The sequence below is a fragment of the Jeotgalibacillus proteolyticus genome (assembly GCF_002926065.1).
GTDB lineage: Bacteria > Bacillota > Bacilli > Bacillales > Jeotgalibacillaceae > Jeotgalibacillus > Jeotgalibacillus proteolyticus.
On record NZ_PREZ01000001.1, the window covers coordinates 635229 to 658107 of the forward strand.

Here is a 22879-nt window from a genome sequence, read left to right on the forward strand (position 1 = left end):
AAATCCCTCAGTGGCCCGGACTTAATTGAAACGGCAGGGGGATTTTTTCTTATAAAAATTAAAAGAATAGTAGCTATGTCTGTTTTTTCTGTTCATATTTTGTTATTGTAGTAACTAGAGAATAGGAGGGGGTTGGCAATGGTCTCCGTTGTATCGTTATTTATCTTATTTACTATTTTTATTTTATATTCTATTAATCGCATGACGAATAAATTGTGTGTTCAAAAAGAGATACCTGATGAAAAACAGCCAAAGGTATTTCGTACGATCAATATCCTGATATTAATTTTATTGATTTCATCCTATGTAGAAGTATTATATACGTAAAAAACGGACCTGATGAGGTCCGTTTTTTAAATACTTTCTCGGTTCAATTTTAGAACCAAGCAGAACCAATGATAACCAATAGGATAAACAATACAACTACTAAAGCAAAACCTCCGTAGTATCCTCCACCTGACATGTTAGTTCCTCCTTTTTTTATAAAAATTTATTTTAGAACCAAGCTGCTCCTACAATCACTAACAGAATAAAAAGCACCACGATCAACGCGAAGCCTCCACCATAGCCGTAACCCATCTTAACCCCTCCTCTCTTTATTATTTATGCTATTCAGTTACTGAAGGTTTGGAATGGGCGCTCGAATGGAATCTTAAATAATTGTGAAAAATGAATGAAGAAAGCAGCATCAGATAGTATCTTTGATAAAAGAAAATTCAGAACGTATTCACCGATTTATGGTAAGTATGGTATAGTATGCTTTGAAGAATCGCCGAGATAATGGTAAGGAGAGGAAAATGAAATGAAGAAGTGGGTAGCAACGGTTTCACTGGTCGCTGGAATTTCAGTATTAGCAGCATGCAATAATGATTCTGATGAGGTAATTGCATCAACCTCCGCCGGTGACATAACAAAAGATGAATTTTATCAGGAAATGAAAAGCAGTGTGGGTGAGCAGGCACTGCAAATGATGGTGCTAAAGCAAGTTCTTCAGGAGGAATATCCTGTATCTGAGGAAGAAATAGATGAAGAAATCGAAAGCATGAAAGAACAGTACGGTGGAGAAGAGCAATTTAATGCAATCATCGCGCAGCAAGGATATTCAGAAGAATCCTTCCGGGAAACACTTGTTTTAAACAGATTGCAGGAAAATGCACTTGTAGCAGATGTTGAAGTAACTGAAGAAGAAGTTCAGGCAGAATATGACCAAAGAAAAAAAGAAGTAAATGCCCGTCATATTTTAGTTGAAGATGAAGCGACAGCCTTAGAGGTCAAACAACTGCTCGAGGACGGCGGAGATTTTGGGGAGCTTGCCAAAGAGTATTCTATTGAGCCGGCTGCACAGGAATCGGGTGGAGACCTTGGATTCTTTGGTCCTGGCCAAATGGATCCTGCGTTTGAAGAGGCAGCGTTTAGCCTGGAAGAAAATGAAATCAGCGACCCTGTAGAATCAAGCTTTGGCTTTCATATTATAGAAGTACTTGAAACCCAGGAAGTCGAAACAGGCAGCCTTGATGAAATGCGTGATCAAATTGAGCACGAGATAAAACTAAGCAAAGCTGACCAAGCCCAACTTACCGGTATTATTCAGGAGCTTCTTCGCGACGCTGATATTGATATCAAGGATGAAGATTTATCTTCAAGCTTCGATGCATTGCTCGCAGAGCCACAGGAAATGCCTATAGAAGAAACACCTGTTGAAGAAGAACAGGAAACAGATGAAGAATAAAAGAACTTGATCTAAATTAAAAAGGCTGTACTGCTTATGACACATGTCATTTTACAGTACAGCCTTTTTTCATAAGCTAAAAAATTAATCTTCCTCCCGGAAAGCCAATCTTTTTTGTTTTTCTTTTATCATCCTGTTAATATACGTTTTTCCATGCTCTTCAATCCACTCTTTTTCCACTTTCCGTTCAACATAAGCTGCCCGAATTGCCATTACTGCACTTATGGCAATTCCACCAATTGTAAGATCAATCCATAATGGGAACATTACTCTTCCTCCTATTCAACAACTGAATCTAAGTCAATTGTTTAAGTGGTTATGGACAGCCTATGCAGGCAGCTTTGAAAAAATGAGTGAGATTATTCATTTTCTTCCTCATACATTTGAGGCTTATAGAATGAACGGTTTTCAAGTGCGAATACCCGCTCTGTAAATTCACCCGGTTTTGTACGATTAATCACACGGTCCATCATATTCATTTTTGCATCGAGATTATCAATATAATGTAAAATTTCAGCTTCTCTAAGCATCGGAGGTTTTGGAGAGCCCCACTCAGCTTTGCCGTGGTGTGATAAGACCATATGCTGAAGCATAAGCACCTCTTCCCCTTCAATTTCAAGCTCTTTTGCAGCCTGACCGATTTCATTCACCATTAAGGAAATATGTCCCAAAAGATTCCCTTCAAGCGTATACGAAGCAGAAACCGCTCCTGAAAGCTCTTCTACTTTCCCCATGTCGTGAAGAATGATCCCTGCATATAAAAGATCTTTATTTAATGAAGGATATAACGCTGTCAGCGATTTTGCTATATGAAGCATTGATAAAACATGAAATGCAAGTCCCGAAACAAACTCATGGTGGTTTTTAGTTGCGGCCGGAAATTCCAAAAATTCCTTTTGGTGCTTCTTCACAAGATGTCGTGTAAGGCGTTGAATTGTTGGGTTTTTCATTTCAAAAATATACTGGGTTAACTGATCCATCATTTCTTCCTTCGGTACTGGCGCTGTCTCTAAAAACTCACCGATCGATACGCCGTCTGCAGGAGTTGCAGGTCTTATCTGTCTAAGTCTCAGTTGGTTTTTCCCTCTATAGTTATGAATTTCTCCGGCTACTTTTACAATCGATTGAGCCTGATATTTTTTTTCATCCTCATCTCCTGCATCCCAAAGCTTAGCTTCAATATCACCGCTTCGATCCTGAAAAATCAATGTTAAAAAAGGCTTTCCGGTCGTTGTGACCCCTTTTGTCGATTGTTTAATTAATAGATATTGCTCTACGGGGTCCCCCGCTTTTAAAAAAGTAATTCCTTTCATTTGCTTCCAGCTCCCTTCAAATATTCCTTCTATTCATTAAGCTGCTTCAGCTCTTTTTTTCTTTTGTTGTATCCATAACTTTGTAGAAATTAGGCCAATAATCATAATAAAAGCCCCAAACAAATATGGAATATGAATATTTACATTAAATAAGAAGCCGGCTAGAATCGGCCCAGCCACATTTCCCAGGCTTAAAAAGGAATTATTTAATCCCATGATCATTCCCTGTCTTGGTCCGGCAAGCTTTGAAATTAATGAATTTAACGATGGTCTTAATAACGAATTTCCGATAAAGAAAACTCCGGTTGTTATAATAATCATACTAAATGTTTCGGCCAGTGTCATAAGAATAAAGCCAGCTGCACTGATAATTAATGAAATCGTTACAACCTTTTCTTCGCCAAACCTCCTCGTCATCCTTCCTACGCCAACACCCTGTACAAGCGTTCCGACAATTCCGACACACAGAATGATGATTCCCACCTGCTGTGGTCCGTATCCATAACGCTCAAGCGCATAGTAGCCAAAAATAGCCTGAAAATTAGCCAGGCCAAAGCTCATAATAAACACTAAAATTAACAGAAAACCAACCGGACTTACAAGAGCCTCTTTTATTCTGCTATACTGCGTTTGCTTTGGTCCATCCTCTATGAGTGCTCTTTTTTCCTTCGGCAAGGATTCCGGCAAAACGAATACAGATACGATAGCTGCCACTGATGCCGCAATACCCGCCATTATGAAAGGATAAGATAGATTGTATTCTGCAAGCCAGCCTCCAATGCCAGGGCCCACGACAATGCCTAAGCCCATAGCCGCTCCAAGAATACCCATCCCCTGCCCTCTGCTTTTTTCGTCGGTTACATCTGATACATAAGCCATGGCAGTCGGCATTAATGCCGAACCGAAAATCCCTGCAAGTATCCTTGAGATAAAAAGCATCCAAAGACCGGTCGCAAAAGCAAAAATAAATTCTGCAGCAGCAAAACCCGCTAATCCTATTGTGATTAGAGGCTTGCGGCCGATTTTATCAGAAAGCCTGCCCCAAACCGGTGCAAACAAAAATTGCATAAGAGCAAATACCGCTACTAAAAAGCCCAATGTCTGAGCATCCGCATTAAACATTTCTACGTAAAATGGCAAAATAGGAATCACCAAACCGATTCCTACCATAACGATAAATAAATTAAAGCTTAAAAGAAATAGAGGCCCTCTATTTTTTTGGCCTTTATATTCAGTTTTCATATTTCCAATCCTTTCTACTTACCTGCCGATTAAGCAGCCAGACGATTTCAGTCTTCCTGAAAATGCTACAAGTAAAAACCTTCAACGTCAAAGGAACATGCGTTCCGTTTCAATTGTACCAGAAGCTGGTCTGCTTTCGTAAAAAAATCAACCACTAAGGTTGATTTTTTACCTTTTCTTAGATAGCATTAACGCTTTTTTTAAATCTTTAAACGAGGAGGCATTCCCATACATTAGTACTCCCCCACGGTACACCTTTGCCCCAAACCACCCAATGATAATAATCGCTGCCAGCGTGAGAAAAATGGCAGTTAACGGCTCCCATAGAGGCACATTAAGCATTCCTACCCGTGTGAACATAACTAACGGGCTAAAGAAAGGAATAAACGATGTAAAGGTAATTAAGCTTCCTTCCGGGTTAGCAAGCCCATAAAAAGCGAGCATTGCAGCTGCTACAATAAGTAAATTCAATGGCATGATCATTTGCTGTACATCCTCAGAACGGCTTACTAATGAACCGAGAAACGCTGCCATTGTCGCATAAAGAAAGTATCCCAACAGGAAAAAGACAATTCCAAAGATAAGTGTTTGGATACTCCCTGTTGAAAACGAAAAAAATTGATAAATTCCGCTGTTCTGGGTTTCACCGCTTATATTAATAGATGCAAAGGCAACAAGCGCCCATAACAACAGTTGGGTAAGTCCAAGCAGACCAACACCAAGTATCTTTGCAAAAATCTGTTGAAATGGAGGTACGCTTGAAATTAATATTTCCATTACCCTGGATGATTTTTCAGTTGCGACTTCTGTTGCAATCATCATGGAGTAAATAAGAACGGACATGTAGATGACAAAAATCATGATATAAACAAGTCCTCTTGCTTCATTAAGATCTTCCTGTGATTTTGAACTCTCGGAAAAAGAGGAGTGTTCAAAGGCAACAGGCATGTTTAAAGTAGCAAGCTCATCGGCACTTAAATTCAGTCTGGAGGCTGCAAGATTTGATTGAATGGTTTGCAGTGTCGTCTGCAGATCCGAAGACAAATCACTTTGGATAAGAGAATCGGAAAGATAATTAGCATCAATTTTCCCGCTCTCGCGCAAGGAGAGGGTTAGCAGTGCATCATAGCTTCCATCTGCAGCCTGCTCCTCAAGCTCTGAAAGATCTGCATCACTTTGAACAATGGTAATATCCTCATTCACGAAGCCAATCTGGCGCTCAAGAGCCTGAGCAATGCTTCCCTCTTCATCATAAACAGCAATTGTCCACTCCTGATTTTGGTTTCCTCCAAATGCTGATCCGGCAAAGCTTGAAATGGCTTGAAAGTTCGTTCCAAGAATAATGGCTAATGAGAATAATAATGTCGTAATGATAAAGGATTTAGATTTAAGTTTTTCCTTATACGTTTTTGCCAGCATTAAACTGAATTTATTCAAAGGAAGCACCAACTTTCTCGATGAAAATATCATTTAATGCCGGTTCCTCTAAGGAGAATTGCCGAATAAATCCTTTTCCGTAGATTTCCTTTAAAATAAACTGGGAAACCTCTTCATTTTCAATCTGGAGCTTTACACCATCCAACCGCTTTTTCAGCTTCACGACGCCTGGGAAATCAGAAAGATAGGTTAGATCCTGATCGGAATCAATTAGCAGATTCTTTTTGCCGAAGGACCTTTTAATGTTACGGATTTCACCATGCAAAACAGGGCTACCTTTATGGATGATGCATACATTCTCACAAAGCTCTTCCACATGCTCCATACGGTGGCTTGAAAAAATAATAGTAGCACCTTTTTGGTGTATGTCATGAACTGCTTCTTTTAAAAGCTCTACATTAACCGGATCAAGTCCACTGAAGGGCTCGTCCAATATAATAAGTGAAGGTTTATGTACTATTGATGCTATAAATTGAATTTTTTGCTGATTTCCTTTAGAGAGCTCTTCCACACGTTTGTTTTTATAGTCCGGCACCTTAAAACGCTCCAGCCAGTAAACAAGTTCTTTTTCTGCTTCTTTTTTACCCATTCCTCTTAATCTGGCTAAATAGACGATTTGATCTTTTACCTTCATTTTCGGATAAAGCCCGCGCTCTTCCGGCAGGTAGCCGACCTGTTGACTGCTTTCATAGCCAATAGGCTGGTTATTCCATGTGATAACACCAGCTGATGCATCAATTAAACCGAGCATCATGCGAAATGTAGTTGTTTTTCCTGCCCCATTCGCACCTAGAAAGCCAAACATGGTGTTTTCAGGAATTGTAAGTGAAAGATCGTTGACAGCCCGCTGCTCACCAAATTTTTTTGTTACATTCTTTATCTCTAAGCTCATCCCTTCCACTCCTTTACTCTTTATTCTATACGAATGGAGAGTGAAAATGTTTCTGTTTTTTGTTTCCAAATTTTTTCTTTACTTAAAGAATGAAACTATGCAAAAATAGCTATGAATGCAGGTATTACAAAGGGGGCTTCAGAGATGGATATTTATAAAATAACGGCTTTTGACCAACAGGGACAATTACTTTTTGAAGACTCATTCAGCGCAGCAAAAGATGAAGAAGCAAAGGAAATTGGCAAACAAAAACTTGAGGAACATGGTTTATTAGACCAAACTCACCGCTTAGTTTCACCAAGAGGAAAGCTGCTGCTCTTTCATTCCTAACCAGCGGCTCAAGAAAAAGCTGACGAGAATCTCTCGCCAGCTTTTCTTATTTACCTTTAAATTCTGGTTTTCTTTTTTCTGAAAAAGCCTTAATTCCTTCTTGATGATCTTCGGTTTGACGCATTCTCCACTGAGATTCCTGCTCTTTTTCAAGTACTGCTTTTAATTCCTGCAGCTGGCTTGCGCGAAGAATCTGTTTTGTTTCAAGCATCGCTTTTAACGGACTGCTTAAAAAAGAAGAAACCAGTTTATTTACTTCTTCAGCTCCTCTTCCTTCGGCAACTACTTTGTCAATCAATCCAAGACCATAGGCTTCCTGACCGTTCATTACCTCGCCCTTCCAGATCAGCTGCATCGCTTTTTGGGACCCGATTCGCTCCTTCAAGAAGAAATGTCCTCCTCCATCCGGTACAAGACCTATCCCGATGAAATTCATGGCAATCTTGCTCTCTTCCTCAGCAACAATATAGTCACATGCGAGAGCTATACTTAGCCCAAGCCCTGCCGCTGCTCCATGGATTGAACAAATCGTGATCTTATTCATACCAAATAGGGTGGAGGAAAGCTCAGAAATCAATATCATGAATTCCTCAAATTGCTCATGCCCGTCTATGGTCAGCATCGCTTTAATGTCTCCACCGGAGGAAAACCCTCTGCCTTCCCCCTGTAATACAACCAGCTGAATTTCTGAATCCCTGTTTAGTTCTTTTAAAACACCAATCAGCTCTTCCATCATTTCCTTTTGTAAAGCATTCAGGCTCTCAGGCCGGTTAAGCAGAATTTTTGCCACCGAACCCTCTATGGATACATTAATTGAATTATAATCAGTTCGAACTGTCATCTTTCCATCCTCCTTTATAAATGAATCGTTATTCATTAATTCGAGATGGCCTATACAAATTCCTCTAATTATTTTTAATTCTTATTGTATTATGTCCCTGTTCGTCAAACGCCTGCTTCAGCCTTACGGTTAAAGATTGCTTCAAGATGAGCTAATTTTTTCTGAGTGTAGTCAATAAAACCTTCATTATAGGATTTAGGATCCTTCGGGTTGGCAAAATGTGTGATTTTACCTGTAGCAGGATCAATGAACTTGCTTGCCGCTCCACAGCCAAGCCCCACAATCGTTTGAACTTCTTCCATAATGATAATGTTGTACAGACTTTCTTCACCTGGCTTTGCGTACCCAACGTTTTCAAGATTACCAAGAATATTCTTTTGGCGATATAAATAATAAGGAACATACCCATTATCTTTATTCCACTTTTGAGCGAGATCCATCATATTTTCAACCTCTGTACGGTCTGCTACCTTATATTTTTCCCTGTTTAAGGTCATTTCTGATGCGCGCTTAAATGATAGGGTATGAACGGTTACAGATTCAGGCATTAATTTTTCAGTTTCATTTAGTGAGTGCTCAAGCTCCGCAACACCTTCATTTGGCAGACCGATAATTAGATCCATATTGATATTATTCATTCCATGCTTTCTGGAGAGGTGGAATTTATCAATCGTTTCCTGCACTGTATGATGGCGGCCTATCGCTTTTAGCGTTTCGTCAGTATAGGATTGGGGGTTAATTGATATTCTGTCGATATTCCATTTTTTAAGCACCTCAAGCTTGTCAGGAAAAATGGTATCAGGACGCCCCGCTTCAACCGTGACTTCTCTTACATTTTTCACATCAGGAAATGAGCGGTACATTTCTTCATATAGTGCATCCATTTCTTCAGCAGAAATTGCCGTAGGGGTTCCGCCGCCAAAATAAATCGTTGTAATTTTGACTCCATTCTCCTTTAGCCAGCGGCCGGTCTCCTGAATTTCATAGTGAAGGCCTGCGAGAAAAGATGAAACCTTCCCGAGCTTCCCTTGAATTGCAAAGGCAGGGAATGTACAATACGCACATTTAGTTGGACAAAATGGAATACCGATATAGATGCTGACCCCATCCTGCAGCTCGTAAAGGTCGGGTATCATCTTCAGCTGTCTTTCAACGATCTGCTCCATTAAATCAATTTTCTCATCCGTAATTAAATACTGTTCCTTAAGATGCCTTCTAGTCTCAGAAAGCGGAGCATCCTTCATACGCTGTTTATGCATCAGCTTTGTTGGGCGTATTCCCGTTAGGACGCCCCACTTTTGAGTCATTCCGGTCAGCTGCTGAAGAATAGAAAGAAATACATGTGAAACAACATTTTTATTTTGCTTAAAGCTTTCTTTTTCGGTTTCTTTTACTATATAGTTGGTTTTTCGTTCAGCAGTCAAACTGTGCTCTTTAGCTTCTGCAAAAGCAATTATACGATCCTGATTAATTTGAACAGTTATGTCAATCTCAAGTGCGTCCGAATTAAGGTCAGCCTCTTCGCTGACTTTAAGTGTTGAATCCTCAAAAAATAAATCCGCAATAAGCTGCAGGTTTCGTTCATACCGCTTATCATTGAGGCCTTTGATTAATATATTCATTTCCCTCACCTTTCTGGGCTTTCGCTTGTTTTAGTGTACAAACCTTTTTTAGCCAGGTCAACAAAAGCGGGGTTAAATTTCGCATAAAAAAGCCCGCCTCATAAATGAGGACGGGCAATTCTTACTATTGAGTCGGACCTTCCATTGAGCCATATAGCTCTTCCAATGGCTTCATGATTACTTTGTTCAGCTCCTGAATTAATAAACTCATGCGCTGCTCTGACTCCATAAGCTTTGAGATAAGCTCATGCTGCTGAACCAGCTGGGCTGTTTTCTGTGCCTGTTCAATTTCAGCTTCGGTAATTTCTTCACCATTCATTTGTTTTTGCTGAAGTCCCAATTGAATGTCTCTGAAGTTTTCGAAGATTCCTCTAGCCGATTCGTCACTGTTTACCGCATCGTACATCGATTGCAGCTGAGTGAATTCTTCGCTTTGTCGGATTGCTCTTTCTAATTCATTTGCATGATCGTACAGATTTACTGACAATCAAAAAACCTCCTTTTTTTCACATATAACCTCTTCCCTTAATAACAGAGAGTTAAACGTGATTCCTTAATCAGATTGCTTCAGGTAATAAATAAAGCGATGATCCCCTGGAAGAGACCAATGATTCCTCCCAATAATGCGCCTAAGTAAGTAATCATCTTAAATTCACGACGGGAAATACCAAGGATTAAATCCTCAATTCGGGAAACCTCAAAAGAGTTTACCTGTTCTCTGACGATTTCCTGAAGATTCATCTTAGCCAGCAGCTCCTCAGTCTTATCAGCCAGTATTTCTTTTGTCATCTCAACACCTTTAGGAATCAGACGCTGAACAACTTCTTCCTCGAGCGGTGCAACTGCTTCGCCAAGCGGACGTTCGAGCCAGCTGTTTAAGTCGACTCTCTCTTTAATCACACTCTGAAGACGCACGAGAAGATCCCTGTCTGTTACGATTGAAAAAGCACGCTCCCATTGCCAGTCCTTTACGCTTTCCCACTCTCTGCGCAAAACCTGTTCGAGTATATCATGAGTACCTTTATGTTTCAAAAACTTTATAATTTCAGGCTGGACTTTATCAACGAGCGATGCATTCCCCATGATCATCTGGATCATGCTGCCGAGTGTACCTCTTGTCTTAAAAAAGTCTTCAATCATAACGCGGATCCGTTCTTTTCCTTCCTTTGATGCGAAGTAGTCAACACCCTTTTCAAGAATGTAATCTGTGACCACTTCCACCTTCCCATCTAACCTTATCAGCCAGCGTTCCGGTAATGTCTCACGGATTGTCTGGTTTTTGTACTGCTCCTTAGCTGTTTCATATTGACTTTGAATCCAACGATCCATTGTATTTTCAACGTACGGAACAGGAGAATCAATATCAAACCGTGATAACCATACATTGACCGGCTCTTCTGATTTGAAGAAACGGTCACTTTTCTTTTGAAGCCAGCCTGTTATCGCTCTTTCCTGTGTGTCATTTAAAAATCGTGCTTTAAGGCTCTCAGCTGTAAGGAGGTGAGTAACGACCATAAGGCCAAGCTGCCTTGCCAGCTCTTCTCTCCTCTTTGGAATCAGTCCCGGAGTAAATGGCACGCGCCACCCTTTTATATAGATGGCTTTATATGGCCTGAAAAGCATCTTTATTGCTAAGGAATTTGTAACTCCGCCGATTGCTGCGCCAATTACAATCATGATAAGTAAAAGTACAAATGTATTCATAAAACGTCACCTTCCGCTATGCATCAGTTTTTAAAAGTTTCAGATACAGTATAGCAGATAGGTTCTTTATTGGCGGCTTTAAACAGCTGAGTCCTGCGAGAAATACTTTTGCGCTGATCCGACCCCCTCCTCTTTTCCTTCATTGGCACTGTCACAGCGTATGATTAAACCGGACTGCATATGTCACCTAAAATGCTATACTAAAGATATTATAAGCAATGGGGGTATTTATATGATCCAGCACTTTCAATACAAGCCGATGTATGAGAACAGGGATCTTCCCGGGTGGACCTTTTCATTTTTATGGAACGGACATCGCGTCTCGGGAATTTATCATAAAGCGGGAGAAATTGAGTGGACTTCCGTTCTTCCATTCAGCGATCAAGAATCAGAAGAAAAAGTTAAACAAATGCTTCATGAGTTAATGCTGTACCATGTCTATGATTGAGATCCGAAATTCTCCCCATGGATATGCATAGTTCCTAAAAGCTTACGCATAGTAAGCGTAAGGGGGTGCTTGGATGAAGGATTCATCTTTTTTGCCTGATTCATGTAATGAAGGCCGGGATCGTGCCTGCATTGACATCGATCGCATTATTAATGAAGGTTTAGCCGGAGGTACAGTTCATCGCTTCCACCACTCAGCCAACATTGAAGAAGCAAGAGATCTTGAACAGGAAACACCGCCGAATGGATCTTGATCCACAAACGAAGCGACTGCATAAGCAGTCGTTTTGTTTGTCCCTTTTCAATTATTCCTTTCTTTATTACAATAGAGCTAGTACATATGAGGATGATGGCCATGTCACTTATCGAAAAATTAATAAAACAATATCCTGGCGCAAGAAAAAAAGAATCTGTGTCCCCGGAGGAATATGAGCATTTTATATGGTTTAACGATTCTGCCAGTGACTTAATCGCTTTGCCTAAGAAGGACCTGTCGAAAAATGAAATTGAATTAATCAAAATGATGCTTGTCCCAGCCGCAGCTCCCAACCGCAGTCTGCAAAACCATCAATGGAATCGTTTTTTGTTTGGAACAGAACCGGTATGCCCCCTTCCCATTGGCACTCCTTTTCGGGTGATCTTTTTCTCATTTGATAAGGTGCCGGAATACGCAGAGGGTGAGCATCCTTTAAAATTTGTTTTTTCTGAGGAATCCGTCATTGTACCGCGTGATGAGTTAAACGGATATGTTGTGGAGCTGCAGACTCAAAACACTCTATCCTTTGAAGAAGTTTCTTCTGCTTCTCAGGCACTTGAAACAGACTTAGGTGTTAACATCCATTTTTTTGTCGGCTCTTTCCATGAGGTTCATCGCGAGATTAAAGAGGTGCTCTTACTGGAGCTTGACTGGTTTAATGAAACGGCCCGGCTGGAAAAACGGCAGCCCGTTGTGTCTACCCACTCCATTTTTCCGTATCTGATCATTGACCGCTTTACTGAATTTGAATTAAATGCTCAATTTGAAGTTATTTTTAAAGCTTTTGAAGCGGATCCTGAGCTGCCGGTGATTATTCGAACTCTTGCAGAGAACCTGGCAAATGTCAGCAGCACAGCAAAAAAACTTTATTTGCATCGCAATAGCCTTCAGTACCGTCTTGACAGGTTTACGGAGAAAACAGGAGTGGACCTGAAGTCGTTTCATGGAATCCAGACTGCATATCTTGCAGGCATTAAGTGGAATGAATGGATCAGAAATCGATAATTGTCTTTTGAGGGTGCTTTTCGTCAAGTTGACGGAAGGCATTCTCTTTTTTTGTGCACTATTACTATTGGAAAGGCTTACATTCATGTGTAGAATGAATCTCAGATCAACTATTACATATTGGAGGAATCAAAATGGCAGAGCTTAAATTGGACAATATTTATAAAATATACGAAAAAGACGTAACGGCAGTACAGGATTTTAATCTTCATATTAAAGACAAGGAATTTATCGTTTTCGTTGGCCCGTCAGGCTGCGGTAAGTCGACTACTCTTCGAATGATCGCCGGTCTTGAAGAAATTTCAAAAGGCGATTTCTACATCGATGAAGAGCGTGTAAATGATAAAGCACCAAAAGACCGCGACATCGCGATGGTATTCCAAAACTACGCTCTTTATCCTCATATGAGTGTTTATGACAACATGGCTTTTGGACTGAAGCTTCGTAAATTCGACAAAGCTGAAATTGAAAAACGAGTTAAAAACGCTGCTAAAATCCTTGGTCTTGAAGCACTTCTTGATCGTAAGCCAAAAGCTCTTTCCGGTGGTCAGCGTCAGCGTGTAGCACTTGGCCGTGCCATTGTACGTGATGCAAAAGTATTCCTGATGGATGAGCCTTTATCCAACCTGGATGCAAAGCTTCGTGTTCAAATGCGTGCAGAAATTGCCAAGCTTCACCAGCGTCTTCAGACAACGACTATCTATGTAACGCACGATCAGACAGAAGCTATGACAATGGCGACACGAATTGTTGTTATGAAAGATGGAGTTATCCAGCAGGTTGGTTCTCCAAAAGAAGTATATGATAATCCTGAAAATGTGTTTGTAGGCGGATTTATCGGATCACCTGCGATGAACTTCTTTAGCGGAACGCTTACTGAAAAGGGCTTTGAAGTTAAAGGGCAAATGCTTTCTGTACCTGAAGGCAAAATGAAAAAATTGCGTGCAGAAGGCTATGTAGGTAAAGATATCATTTTAGGCGTGCGTCCTGAGGATATTCACGATGAGCCTGTATTCATTGAAGCTGCTACTGGAGCTAACTTCCTGGCAGATATTGAGGTTTCTGAATTAACGGGTGCTGAGCTTATGCTTTACTCACGAGTGGGAGATCAGGATTTTGTTGCCCGTGTTGATGCACGATCAGATATTAAAGCAGGACAAAAAATTGAGCTTGCTTTTGATATGAATAAATGCCATTTCTTTGATGCGGAGAATGAACAGCGCATCCGTTAATTTGTTGGTTACCCCCTATAACCATAAAAACAAGGCTGACTCCTACAGAGTCAGCCTTGTTGTAGTTAAAACTGCCGATCCAGATTCACCATATCAATTGGTTTAATCCATTCTTCATATTGCTCAGCGGTCAAAAAACCGGTTTCAATCGCCGCTTCTTTAAGTGTAAGCTCTTTTTCAAAGGCAAGCTTTGCAATTTTTGCCGCCTTTTCATAACCGATATGCGGATTCAGCGCCGTGACAAGCATCAGGGATCGCTCTACATGTCCTTCAATAACATCTGTATTTGGCTCAATGCCAACAGCACATTTATCATTAAAAGCCTTCATTCCATCCCCTAGAAGCCGTACTGACTGCAGGAAGTTATAAATAATGACCGGTTTAAATACGTTAAGCTCAAAATTCCCCTGGCTCGCAGCAAAACCAATCGTCGCATCATTTCCCATTACTTGAGCTGCAATCATGGTTAAGGCCTCACTTTGAGTTGGATTAACCTTACCAGGCATGATCGAACTGCCAGGCTCGTTTGCAGGAATGGTGATCTCCCCAATCCCGCTCCTTGGGCCGCTTGCAAGCCATCTAATATCATTGGCAATTTTCATCAGATCAGCAGCCAGCGCTTTTAAAGCTCCATGAACATGCACCATATCATCGTGGCTGGTCAGCGCATGGAATTTGTTATCTGAGGAATAGAATGGAAAGCCTGTCTGAAGGACGAGCTGCTTTGCCACTCTTTCCCCAAATTCCGGATGGGCATTAATGCCGGTTCCAACAGCTGTTCCTCCGATCGCCAGGCTTAAAATATGCTTGCTGGCTTCCTGGATCATACTGCGTGATTTTTGAAGCATCGCTCTCCAGCCGCTTATCTCCTGGCCAAGAGTTAGAGGCGTTGCATCCTGAAGATGCGTTCTTCCGATTTTTATAATTTCCTTAAATGCTTCTTCTTTTTCATAAAGGGTTTCTGTAAGCGTCTTTAGATTCTGCATTAAATCCTGGCAGAGCGCCTTGTATCCTGCAATGTGCATCGCAGTAGGAAACGTGTCGTTAGAGCTTTGTGACATATTCACATCATCATTCGGATGAACCTTTTCATCAATTGACTGCTCTTTAAGCAGCTGGTTCGCCCTGAAGGCTACAACTTCATTTACATTCATATTCGATTGAGTTCCACTTCCTGTCTGCCAGACAACAAGCGGGAAGTGTGCATCTAAATGGCCATCAATTATTTCATTACATGCTTTACAAATGGCATCTCTTTTATGTAAGGAAAGCTTTCCCAAATCGTAATTAACCATCGCGGCCGCTTTTTTCAGTTCGGCAAAAGCGTATGTCATTTCGATTGGCATTTTTTCTATTCCAATAGGAAAGTTTTCTTTACTGCGCTGAGTTTGCGCCCCCCAATAGCTGCTTGCAGGAACTTGAATTTCACCTAATGTATCTTTTTCAATTCGATAATCCATTATCCTTCTCCTCCTTACAAACGTTTTCATTTTTATTGTATCATTTTCCAAAAATAAGCTCACGCGTTAAGCCCCGTGTAGATTTCTTTTCCTGCATCAGTTATTCCGATACACTATAGAAGGAATGAAGGATTCGATGAATGGAGGAAACAAAATGAAAATAGCCTTTTTTGGCTCAACAGGCCGTGTTGGCAGTGTCATGCTTGAGCATGCACTTATGGACGGACATGAAGTTCAGGCACTTGTCAGAGATTCCGCTAAATTAACTAAACATAAATACCTCTCAGTAATAAAAGGGGATGCTTCCTCCCGCTCTGATGTATATAACACGATTAAAGGCTGCAGCGCAGTGATCTGTGCTCTTGGAACAGACAAAAAAGATATGCTGAGCAGATCAATGCTCCATATTCTTCCTGCGATGCGGGAGGAGTCCATTAAAAAAATTATTACCATCGGAACTGCTGGAATTTTGGATTCCAAGGAAGAGCCCGGGAAGCTTCGCTTTCATTCTTCAGAAGCTAAAAGAAGGCTTACGACTGCTGCAGAGGATCATTACCGCGCCTTTCTTATGCTAAAGCAGTCAGGGGTTAAGTGGACTATTGTGTGTCCCACCTACCTGCCTGATGGTGAAAGAGTCGGGGAATACAGAATAGAGCGCAATACCCTGCCGAATAATCCCTCAAGCATTTCCATTTACGATACAGGAGACTTTGCTTATTCTTTACTCCAATCAGAAAAGTTTTTAAAGAGCCGGGTTGGTATTACTTATTAACATTAATACTGTGAAACGTTCTTTTAGAGTTCTCTTGAGCGTTTTAGAGCCAGCCTATAGTTATATCGTAGTAAAGCTCGATGACATAGTTGGATTTACGGGTAGTACTGTTCTAATCCCATCCCCATAATTCCTTCACTATTTTCCAAAACAGTTGATAATGAAGTTTTGACCACAGGATAGTTAGACATTCCAATAACTAGATACATTTACCCTTAACAAATTTAACTATTAAAAAGAGACAGTTCAGTCCGCTAAATCTGACTGAGCTGTCCCCATGTACAGGCTTAACCCGCCTGCTTCGTTCCTTGCTGTAATTTATACATTTGATAATATTTACCTCTTAGAGCCATCAACTCATCATGAGAGCCTTTTTCAACGATTTCCCCGCGATCTAGAACTACAATCTGATCAGCATTTTTAATGGTAGAAAGCCTGTGAGCGATAATAAATGTCGTTCGGCCTTCTTTTAATGTTTCCATCGCTTCCTGAATAATGGATTCCGTTTCTGTATCTACGCTTGAGGTAGCTTCATCCAAAATTAAGATTGCCGGATCGAATGCTAATGCCCTGGCAAAGGAAATAAGCTGACGCTGCCCTGATGAAAGCGTACTTCCCTTTTCTATTACCGGTTCATCAAAACCGTTTTCAAGATGTTTTAACACACGATCTGCCCCAACTGAACGGAGCGCACTTTCTACTTGCTCTCGTGATACTCGAGGATCATTGAGAGAGACATTGGACGCAATTGTACCTGTAAAGAGATATGGGTCCTGGAGAACAATTCCCATGTGATCGCGAATGGCCTGTCGAGGTAATTCTTTGATGTTTTTTCCATCAATTCGAATCTCCCCTTTTTGACAATCATAGAAGCGGAACAGCAGATTCATAATGGAGCTTTTTCCCGAACCTGTATGTCCTACCAGACCAATTGTTTCACCCGGCTTGGCTTCAAATGATAATTTTTTTAGTACATACTCCTCTTCCTTATAGGCAAAGGAAACTTCATCAAACTCTACATGTCCTTTATAGCGTTCTGTTTTATCATCCTTGACATCTTCCCCGTCCTCATCGAGAAGCTTAAATACACGCTCTCCGGCAACCAGCGCCAATTCAAGATTAGCCAACTGATTTACAATCCCTGTTACAGGCTGGAATAATCGGGTGATATAATCAACAAAAGCATACAGAACACCTACAGTAACAATTGAAGAACCATCAAGTACTCCGCTTCCGAAGTACCAGATAAATGTCACGAATGTAATATTCCGAAGGATCGATACGAGATTATGAGACATTAACGAGTTTAAAATTAATAGCTTATTTTGAAATTTAAAATGAGTATCATTCATTTTCTCAAATTCATTTTTTGTGGCTTTTTCCCGCCTGAATGCCTGGATGATTGGCATTCCTTGTATTGATTCATTAATCGAAGCATTAATCTCACTTACTTTTGAACGAACTACCTGATTATATTTTGATGCATATTTCCGGTAGAATGCCATCCAGACATATAAAATAGGCAGTAAGATAAGACATATAGCTGCAAGCGTAGGATCAAGAATGAATAAAGCGACAAAAATTCCTGTTATATAAATTGCACTGTAAAAAAATTGAGACAGGACTTGAACATACAGCTCTCTTATCGCTTCTGTATCATTAGTAATCCTTGCCACAACCTTACCGGCTGGCAGGGTATCAAAATAGTTGATTGGCAGCCGCTGAATATGGCCAAACACATCTGTTCTCATCTTCTGAATAATGCGATTAGCTGAACGCTGCAGCTGGTAATCCTGGCCAAAATGGAAAATCGCTGCAACAATCGTTAACGCAAAATACAAAACAACCAATTGAATAATTCTTGGTATTTCCGGTCCATAAAAAGCTAAGACCTCTGATTTACTCAGTTCAACAGCGTCAAATGACTGTCTCCCATTTTCATTTTCAAAGGTTAATTGACCGCCGCTAAAGGATCTTTCCCCTTCCCCAGCTACCGGCTCTTCTACAAAGAAGAATCTTAAGCCCAATTGAAAAATATGGGCCTGCTCTCCTTTTTCCTCACCTTCACCGAGATAGCTTTCTCTTTTGTAGTAGGTGTTGTTGAACGCAACAGCATCCTCCACATTCCCCGATTCAAACCATGCCTCTTCAATGCCTAACACATGATCGTCAATCATTTTTTTTGCTATAAATGGCCCTACAAGCTCTGCTCCAACTGAAACCGTGAGCATTAATAGAGCAATGATGATCGTTTTCTTAAAAAGCAATGCATACTTATAAAGTCGTTTTCCTACACTCATGAGCTCACCTCCTCAAGAAGCGACTCTTCTACCTGCTGACGCGCAAATTGCTTTAAATACCAGCCTTTTTGAGCGATCAATTGATCATGAGTTCCTTCTTCAGCAATCCGGCCTTCTTCAAGCACGATAATCCAGTCAGCATGCTCAACCGCTGACAGCCGGTGAGTGGTAATAATTGTTGTTTTATTCCTTCGTTCATTTCGTATATTTGCCAGGATGCTCATCTCTGTTTTTGCATCTACAGCTGACAAAGAGTCATCAAGAATCAAAATATCCGGATCTTTTATAACCGCTCTTGCGATGGATATACGCTGCTTTTGACCTCCTGATAGAGCTACCCCTTTTTCGCCAACCATCGTTTCAAGTCCTTCAGGAAGCATCTCTAAATCTTTTTCAAAATGCGCCATTTTAATCGCATCAAAAATTTTCCCCTCATCAGCATCATCTGCGCCAAAGAGGATATTCTCTCTTACACTTCTTGAAAACAGGACATGATCCTGTGGCACATAGCCGATCCAGGAGCGGACATGGTCCTTGGTCTGCTGATCAATTCTTGCTTCCCCAAGAACAACCTCCCCAGCACCCATTGGATATTCCTTCAAGAGCTGTTTGATCAGGGTTGTTTTTCCGCTCCCGGTTTTTCCAACGATACCGAGTGTCTGCCCCTTTTTTAAATCCAGATTAATTTCGTCCAAATTTTTCACTGAGGATGAAGGGTATTGAAATCCTGCGTGTTTAAAAGAGACACCCTTCATCTCTTTTGGATTAACAGGACTATCTGCATCAGGTACATCCTCCTGATAATTTAAGGTTTCATTTACTCTGTCCATTGATGCATTTCCACGCTGCATGATGTTGATCAGCTCGCCAATTGCAAACATTGGCCAGATCAGCATCCCAAGGTAAACATTAAATGCGACCAGCTCACCAAGTGTAATGGTTTGGCTGAACACTAGGAATGCTCCATATCCAAGTCCAATCATATAGCTGATTCCGGTCAAAATTTTTGTTAGCGGATTAAACAGCGCATCGATGAAGGCAACCTTCATATTCTTTTTATAAACATCCTCTGTTTCATCAAGAAACTTCTTTTCATCCGCTCTTTCCTGTACGTATGCCCGGATAACCCTTACTCCTGCAACAGATTCCAGAACCCGGTCGTTTAGGTCCCCAAAAGCATCCTGAGCACTTGTGTAGCGTTCGTGTATTCTTTTACCGAGAAGCTGCATAACAACCGCAAGTATTGGCAGCGGCAGTACAGCAGCCAGCGTTAATTCCCACGACACTACAACTCCCATAGTGATCAGAATCGTTAACATATAGGCAGTAGAATCAATAAGCGTCAGCACTCCGAAGCCGGCTGTGACACTGACTGACCTTAGATCATTCGTACTTCTTGCCATTAGGTCGCCCGTTCTGTTTCTTTCATAGAATGCAGGCGCCATTTTTAATAAATGCCCCATGAATCGCGAGCGGAGACGTCTTTCAATCTCATTTGCTCCTCCAAATAATAAATACTGCCAGACATAGTTAAGAACATAAGAAACCACAGCAATTCCAAGCAGTATTAAAATATAATTAATAAGAGTAGCTTGTGTTAATTCCCCTCTGAAAATATCATCAATTGCAAGTCCCACCAAAAGCGGAGGGATTACTTCAAACACGTTGGCGATTAACAGCAGAACAACCGCTACTGTATACCGCTTCCAATGCTCCTTAAAAAACCATCCAAGCTTAAAAAAGATATCGAACATTAACACTCACCTCCAAAGTCATCCGATATTGGCGAGCTACCCACTTTCCAGCTCCACCGTTTTTGTGTACTTTTCTTTGTCTACTCTCATGTTAACTTCCTCCTTATAGCGAAAATTTATATGAAAACAGGCTATGCCTGTTAACAACACATTCAAAAATATTCCAAATACAAAAACAAAAAAGCATACCTGCCTGGAATGGGCAAGGTATGCTTCCATTAAAATAGGCACAGACTACGATACGCAGCCTCTGCCTCTGTCATGACACTTTTATCCATTGAAAAAGATATACGTCTGGTTAGGAGAGAGTTTTATGCTGCGTGATATTAAGTTGTGAAAAACGATCAAGTGCAGTTAAAATAAGCTTTTTCATGTTCACGCAACTCCCTTCCTAAGTAATTTTCCCGCTTGGGACATTCTTAGATTATCTTACCAAGAAAATAGTGTCAATCTTTTTTTGTATTTTTCCGAAAAATGAAACCGCTTGAGATTAAGAAGGATATTTTAAAATGGGCGTTTGAGGGCATTAATCAAGGGTAAGGTAAAGGTAGGCAGCAGATATAGTTGTGCTTATATTTATTCAAAAGGGGTGAAACATATGCTAAGAACCGTTTTAATGATCATTGGAGCTATCGTTGTTATCTTTTTCTTAATTAATCTAATCGGTTAATAATCGCTTATGGGAAGGTCAACATGTACTTCCCCGAAAATTAATCAATATACCTATTTTATCGCTTTTGGAATTATATCGTTTATAATCCGTAACTGTAAGCCCCGGCTCATCCGGGGTTTTTATTTTTGCGTAAATTCTCCTTTTATTCTGGTTATCCACTACAGAACAAGGGTAAATAATAAAATAATCAACGAAGGAGATGAATGCGATGTATAAACATATTCTCTTGGCTTTTGATCATACAAAAAGCAGCGAAAAAGCACTCGAAGCAGCTGTTGGCCTCCTTGCATTGGAAAAAGAAGCAGAGCTGACCATTACCCATGTATCCACCGAAAAAAACTCCATGAATACAAACATCTATGACAGAACAAGAAGTGCAGCACCAATAATGACACCAGGCCTTGACAAACAAAATCCTCCGTACATGCCTCCGCTTCCGCAGGAGGATAAAACGGTGGCTCACCACCTTAATGATGAACTTGATGAGGCTCTTTCGTCGGTTAAACACAATTTAGACTCAAGGGGAATACAGGCAAACTTTTATCCTCTTAGCGGATCTCCCGCTGAGGCTATTTGTGAATATGCTACCGGAAACAATGTGGACCTGGTCATCGTGGGAAGAACTGAAAAAAACAATTTCCAAAAATGGTTTTTAGGCAGTGTAAGCGAAAAGATCATGCAGGAAAGCCCTTGTAATGTTCTTGTAGTTAAATAACCGAAATAAAAAAGGAACCCCTTAATTCTCTGGTTCCTTTTTTCCTTTTTGCGTCTTGAACAACTTTTATATGTTTTTTCAGTTATAATAAGAATAGTACGGCGGGTTAAAAGGATGATGTATATGGCTAGACAACGTAAGATCATAATAGAGGATCTTTTAAAAGCAACAGAAGAGCTTCTGCTTGAAAAAGGCTATGAAGGCTTTCATTTCAAAGCGCTTTCTGAAAAACTTGATGTGGCCAGAAGCACGATATATGAATACTACAGCAATAAGGATGAGCTGATTACCGATTACATGAGGCTTCTTATGATGGAGGTAATGGGCAGAATTAAAGCGATTAAGGAACGGCCCTCTTCCTTTCAGATGCTAAAAGAGCTTCTGAATTTATTTATGGAATACTCTCAGGTGTATGACATGATTAAAATGCGGCCATCTCTAAACCAGTCCGGCTCCCCTGCTGTTATAAAGAACCTTCAGGATTTGGATTGTTCTTCACAGGAACTCTTCAAGCTGCTGAGCGTCCATATCGAAAGAGCAAAGGCAGAGGGATCTATTCGCGAAGATCTTTCTACGTCCCTCGTAGCAGGAATATTTTTTAATACTGTTCTAATTCCCAATCATGAAAAAATCCCTCCTGCCCAGTGGTCGGAAATGATCTTCAGTTTAATTGAACACGGAATTTCTTCAAAAAAATAAAAAGGATGAGTTTGGGACATAACAATCATATTCGAAACGTGAGGTGAACGGAGCGGAAGGTGGCGACTCCTGCGGGAGGAAGCGGGAGCTTGAGATCCACTTGCTGAAAGCAAGTTAGCTCAAGCCCCGCCCCGCGGAAAGCGTCCGCCTGAAGCGCAGTGAACCGGGTTTAGAGGTTGATACATATTTGTCCTTAGCCCCGACCCTTTTTTATTTTATACTTTTGATCAGTATAAGAAATTCCGTCCATATAAAAAGAGGGTCCCGCATGTATTCGGGACCCTCTTTATTATTTATGATTCGTTCGATCTTTGTCACTTTCGGAATTTAATGCTTTTTTAAATTCCCGTAAGGTTAATCCGGCTGTCCGTCCAAGCTCAGGAAGCTTTTTAGGTCCAAAAACAATCAGTGCAGCAAAAAGAATTATCACGATTTCGCCAAATCCCAGGCTCATTC

General features: G+C 40.7%; 25 protein-coding genes. 10 read left to right on the top strand and 15 right to left on the bottom strand.

Annotated elements, in window-relative coordinates; translation table 11 throughout:
• Nucleotides 1-138 precede the first annotated feature (138 nt).
• Nucleotides 139-327, top strand: coding sequence for a hypothetical protein (locus C4B60_RS03270; protein WP_104056560.1), 189 nt, complete (start codon nt 139-141; stop codon nt 325-327).
• A gap of 49 nt (nt 328-376) precedes the next feature.
• Here C4B60_RS03270 and C4B60_RS03275 read toward each other — a convergent pair whose 3' ends face one another.
• Nucleotides 377-463, bottom strand: a complete 87-nt coding sequence (locus C4B60_RS03275; protein WP_104056561.1) for a YjcZ family sporulation protein — start codon at nt 461-463, stop codon at nt 377-379.
• A gap of 32 nt (nt 464-495) precedes the next feature.
• Nucleotides 496-579 carry a YjcZ family sporulation protein gene (locus C4B60_RS03280; protein WP_104056562.1) on the bottom strand — a complete coding sequence of 28 codons (84 nt, stop codon included), beginning with the start codon at nt 577-579 and terminating at the stop codon, nt 496-498.
• A 223-nt stretch (nt 580-802) separates the two neighbouring features.
• Between C4B60_RS03280 and C4B60_RS03285 the strand changes: the two genes are divergently transcribed.
• Complete coding sequence (locus C4B60_RS03285; protein WP_104056563.1) at nt 803-1729, top strand: peptidylprolyl isomerase; 927 nt, start codon at nt 803-805, stop codon at nt 1727-1729.
• Between the two features lie 84 nt (nt 1730-1813).
• On the opposite strand, the gene C4B60_RS03290 is transcribed toward C4B60_RS03285, so the two are convergent.
• The 5 genes from C4B60_RS03290 to C4B60_RS03310 all read right to left on the bottom strand — a co-directional run bounded on the left by C4B60_RS03290 (nt 1814) and on the right by C4B60_RS03310 (nt 6613).
• A complete protein-coding gene (locus C4B60_RS03290; protein WP_104056564.1) occupies nt 1814-1996 on the bottom strand; it encodes a sporulation YhaL family protein in 183 nt (60 codons plus the stop codon).
• Nucleotides 1997-2088: 92 nt separating this feature from the next.
• The gene (gene yhaM / locus C4B60_RS03295; RefSeq protein WP_104056565.1) at nt 2089-3042 is read right to left on the bottom strand and encodes a 3'-5' exoribonuclease YhaM; all 954 of its coding nucleotides are present in this window, start codon (nt 3040-3042) and stop codon (nt 2089-2091) included.
• Between the two features lie 36 nt (nt 3043-3078).
• On the bottom strand, nt 3079-4284 hold the full coding sequence (locus C4B60_RS03300; RefSeq protein WP_104056566.1) for an MFS transporter: 1206 nt from the start codon (nt 4282-4284) through the stop codon (nt 3079-3081).
• 168 nt (nt 4285-4452) lie between these two features.
• Nucleotides 4453-5754, bottom strand: coding sequence for an ABC transporter permease (locus tag C4B60_RS03305; protein ID WP_245153852.1), 1302 nt, complete (start codon nt 5752-5754; stop codon nt 4453-4455).
• Complete coding sequence (locus C4B60_RS03310; protein ID WP_104056567.1) at nt 5714-6613, bottom strand: ABC transporter ATP-binding protein; 900 nt, start codon at nt 6611-6613, stop codon at nt 5714-5716. The genes C4B60_RS03305 and C4B60_RS03310 overlap by 41 nt, the downstream gene beginning before the upstream one ends.
• A gap of 144 nt (nt 6614-6757) precedes the next feature.
• Between C4B60_RS03310 and C4B60_RS03315 the strand changes: the two genes are divergently transcribed.
• Complete coding sequence (locus tag C4B60_RS03315; protein WP_104056568.1) at nt 6758-6943, top strand: YhzD family protein; 186 nt, start codon at nt 6758-6760, stop codon at nt 6941-6943.
• A gap of 46 nt (nt 6944-6989) precedes the next feature.
• Here C4B60_RS03315 and C4B60_RS03320 read toward each other — a convergent pair whose 3' ends face one another.
• From C4B60_RS03320 to C4B60_RS03335, 4 genes are all read right to left on the bottom strand, one after another.
• Nucleotides 6990-7784, bottom strand: a complete 795-nt coding sequence (locus C4B60_RS03320; RefSeq protein ID WP_104056569.1) for an enoyl-CoA hydratase — start codon at nt 7782-7784, stop codon at nt 6990-6992.
• Nucleotides 7785-7888: 104 nt separating this feature from the next.
• Entirely contained in the window at nt 7889-9406 is a 1518-nt protein-coding gene (locus C4B60_RS03325; RefSeq protein WP_104056570.1) for a coproporphyrinogen III oxidase, read from the bottom strand.
• A gap of 124 nt (nt 9407-9530) precedes the next feature.
• A complete protein-coding gene (locus tag C4B60_RS03330) occupies nt 9531-9893 on the bottom strand; it encodes a YlbF/YmcA family competence regulator (RefSeq protein ID WP_104056571.1) in 363 nt (120 codons plus the stop codon).
• 80 nt (nt 9894-9973) lie between these two features.
• Nucleotides 9974-11110 carry a DUF445 domain-containing protein gene (locus C4B60_RS03335; protein WP_104056572.1) on the bottom strand — a complete coding sequence of 379 codons (1137 nt, stop codon included), beginning with the start codon at nt 11108-11110 and terminating at the stop codon, nt 9974-9976.
• 232 nt (nt 11111-11342) lie between these two features.
• On the opposite strand from C4B60_RS03335, the gene C4B60_RS03340 reads away from it, so the two are divergent.
• The 4 genes from C4B60_RS03340 (at nt 11343) to C4B60_RS03355 (ending at nt 14050) form a co-directional block, all read left to right on the top strand.
• The gene (locus C4B60_RS03340; RefSeq protein WP_104056573.1) at nt 11343-11558 is read left to right on the top strand and encodes a YheE family protein; all 216 of its coding nucleotides are present in this window, start codon (nt 11343-11345) and stop codon (nt 11556-11558) included.
• A 73-nt stretch (nt 11559-11631) separates the two neighbouring features.
• On the top strand, nt 11632-11811 hold the full coding sequence (locus C4B60_RS03345) for a hypothetical protein (RefSeq protein WP_104056574.1): 180 nt from the start codon (nt 11632-11634) through the stop codon (nt 11809-11811).
• A gap of 101 nt (nt 11812-11912) precedes the next feature.
• Nucleotides 11913-12818, top strand: coding sequence for a helix-turn-helix domain-containing protein (locus C4B60_RS03350; protein WP_167578564.1), 906 nt, complete (start codon nt 11913-11915; stop codon nt 12816-12818).
• 134 nt (nt 12819-12952) lie between these two features.
• The gene (locus C4B60_RS03355; protein ID WP_104056576.1) at nt 12953-14050 is read left to right on the top strand and encodes an ABC transporter ATP-binding protein; all 1098 of its coding nucleotides are present in this window, start codon (nt 12953-12955) and stop codon (nt 14048-14050) included.
• Between the two features lie 65 nt (nt 14051-14115).
• On the opposite strand, the gene fumC is transcribed toward C4B60_RS03355, so the two are convergent.
• Nucleotides 14116-15510 carry a class II fumarate hydratase gene (gene fumC, locus C4B60_RS03360; protein WP_104056577.1) on the bottom strand — a complete coding sequence of 465 codons (1395 nt, stop codon included), beginning with the start codon at nt 15508-15510 and terminating at the stop codon, nt 14116-14118.
• Between the two features lie 154 nt (nt 15511-15664).
• On the opposite strand from fumC, the gene C4B60_RS03365 reads away from it, so the two are divergent.
• Nucleotides 15665-16282, top strand: coding sequence for an NAD(P)-dependent oxidoreductase (locus tag C4B60_RS03365; protein WP_104056578.1), 618 nt, complete (start codon nt 15665-15667; stop codon nt 16280-16282).
• 287 nt (nt 16283-16569) lie between these two features.
• Here C4B60_RS03365 and C4B60_RS03370 read toward each other — a convergent pair whose 3' ends face one another.
• Both C4B60_RS03370 and C4B60_RS03375 read right to left on the bottom strand, forming a co-directional pair.
• A complete protein-coding gene (locus C4B60_RS03370; protein WP_104056579.1) occupies nt 16570-18582 on the bottom strand; it encodes an ABC transporter ATP-binding protein in 2013 nt (670 codons plus the stop codon).
• Nucleotides 18579-20336, bottom strand: coding sequence for an ABC transporter ATP-binding protein (locus C4B60_RS03375; RefSeq protein WP_104056580.1), 1758 nt, complete (start codon nt 20334-20336; stop codon nt 18579-18581). Before C4B60_RS03375 ends, C4B60_RS03370 begins: the two co-directional genes overlap by 4 nt.
• An 881-nt stretch (nt 20337-21217) precedes the next feature.
• Here C4B60_RS03375 and C4B60_RS03385 point away from each other — a divergent pair.
• Both C4B60_RS03385 and C4B60_RS03390 read left to right on the top strand, forming a co-directional pair.
• Nucleotides 21218-21724 carry a universal stress protein gene (locus C4B60_RS03385; protein ID WP_167578565.1) on the top strand — a complete coding sequence of 169 codons (507 nt, stop codon included), beginning with the start codon at nt 21218-21220 and terminating at the stop codon, nt 21722-21724.
• A gap of 123 nt (nt 21725-21847) precedes the next feature.
• Nucleotides 21848-22423, top strand: a complete 576-nt coding sequence (locus tag C4B60_RS03390; RefSeq protein ID WP_167578566.1) for a TetR/AcrR family transcriptional regulator — start codon at nt 21848-21850, stop codon at nt 22421-22423.
• Nucleotides 22424-22712: 289 nt separating this feature from the next.
• Here the strand turns inward: C4B60_RS03390 and C4B60_RS03395 are convergent, their stop codons facing one another.
• Nucleotides 22713-22877, bottom strand: a complete 165-nt coding sequence (locus C4B60_RS03395) for a twin-arginine translocase TatA/TatE family subunit (RefSeq protein WP_104056584.1) — start codon at nt 22875-22877, stop codon at nt 22713-22715.
• Nucleotides 22878-22879: the final 2 nt, after the last annotated feature.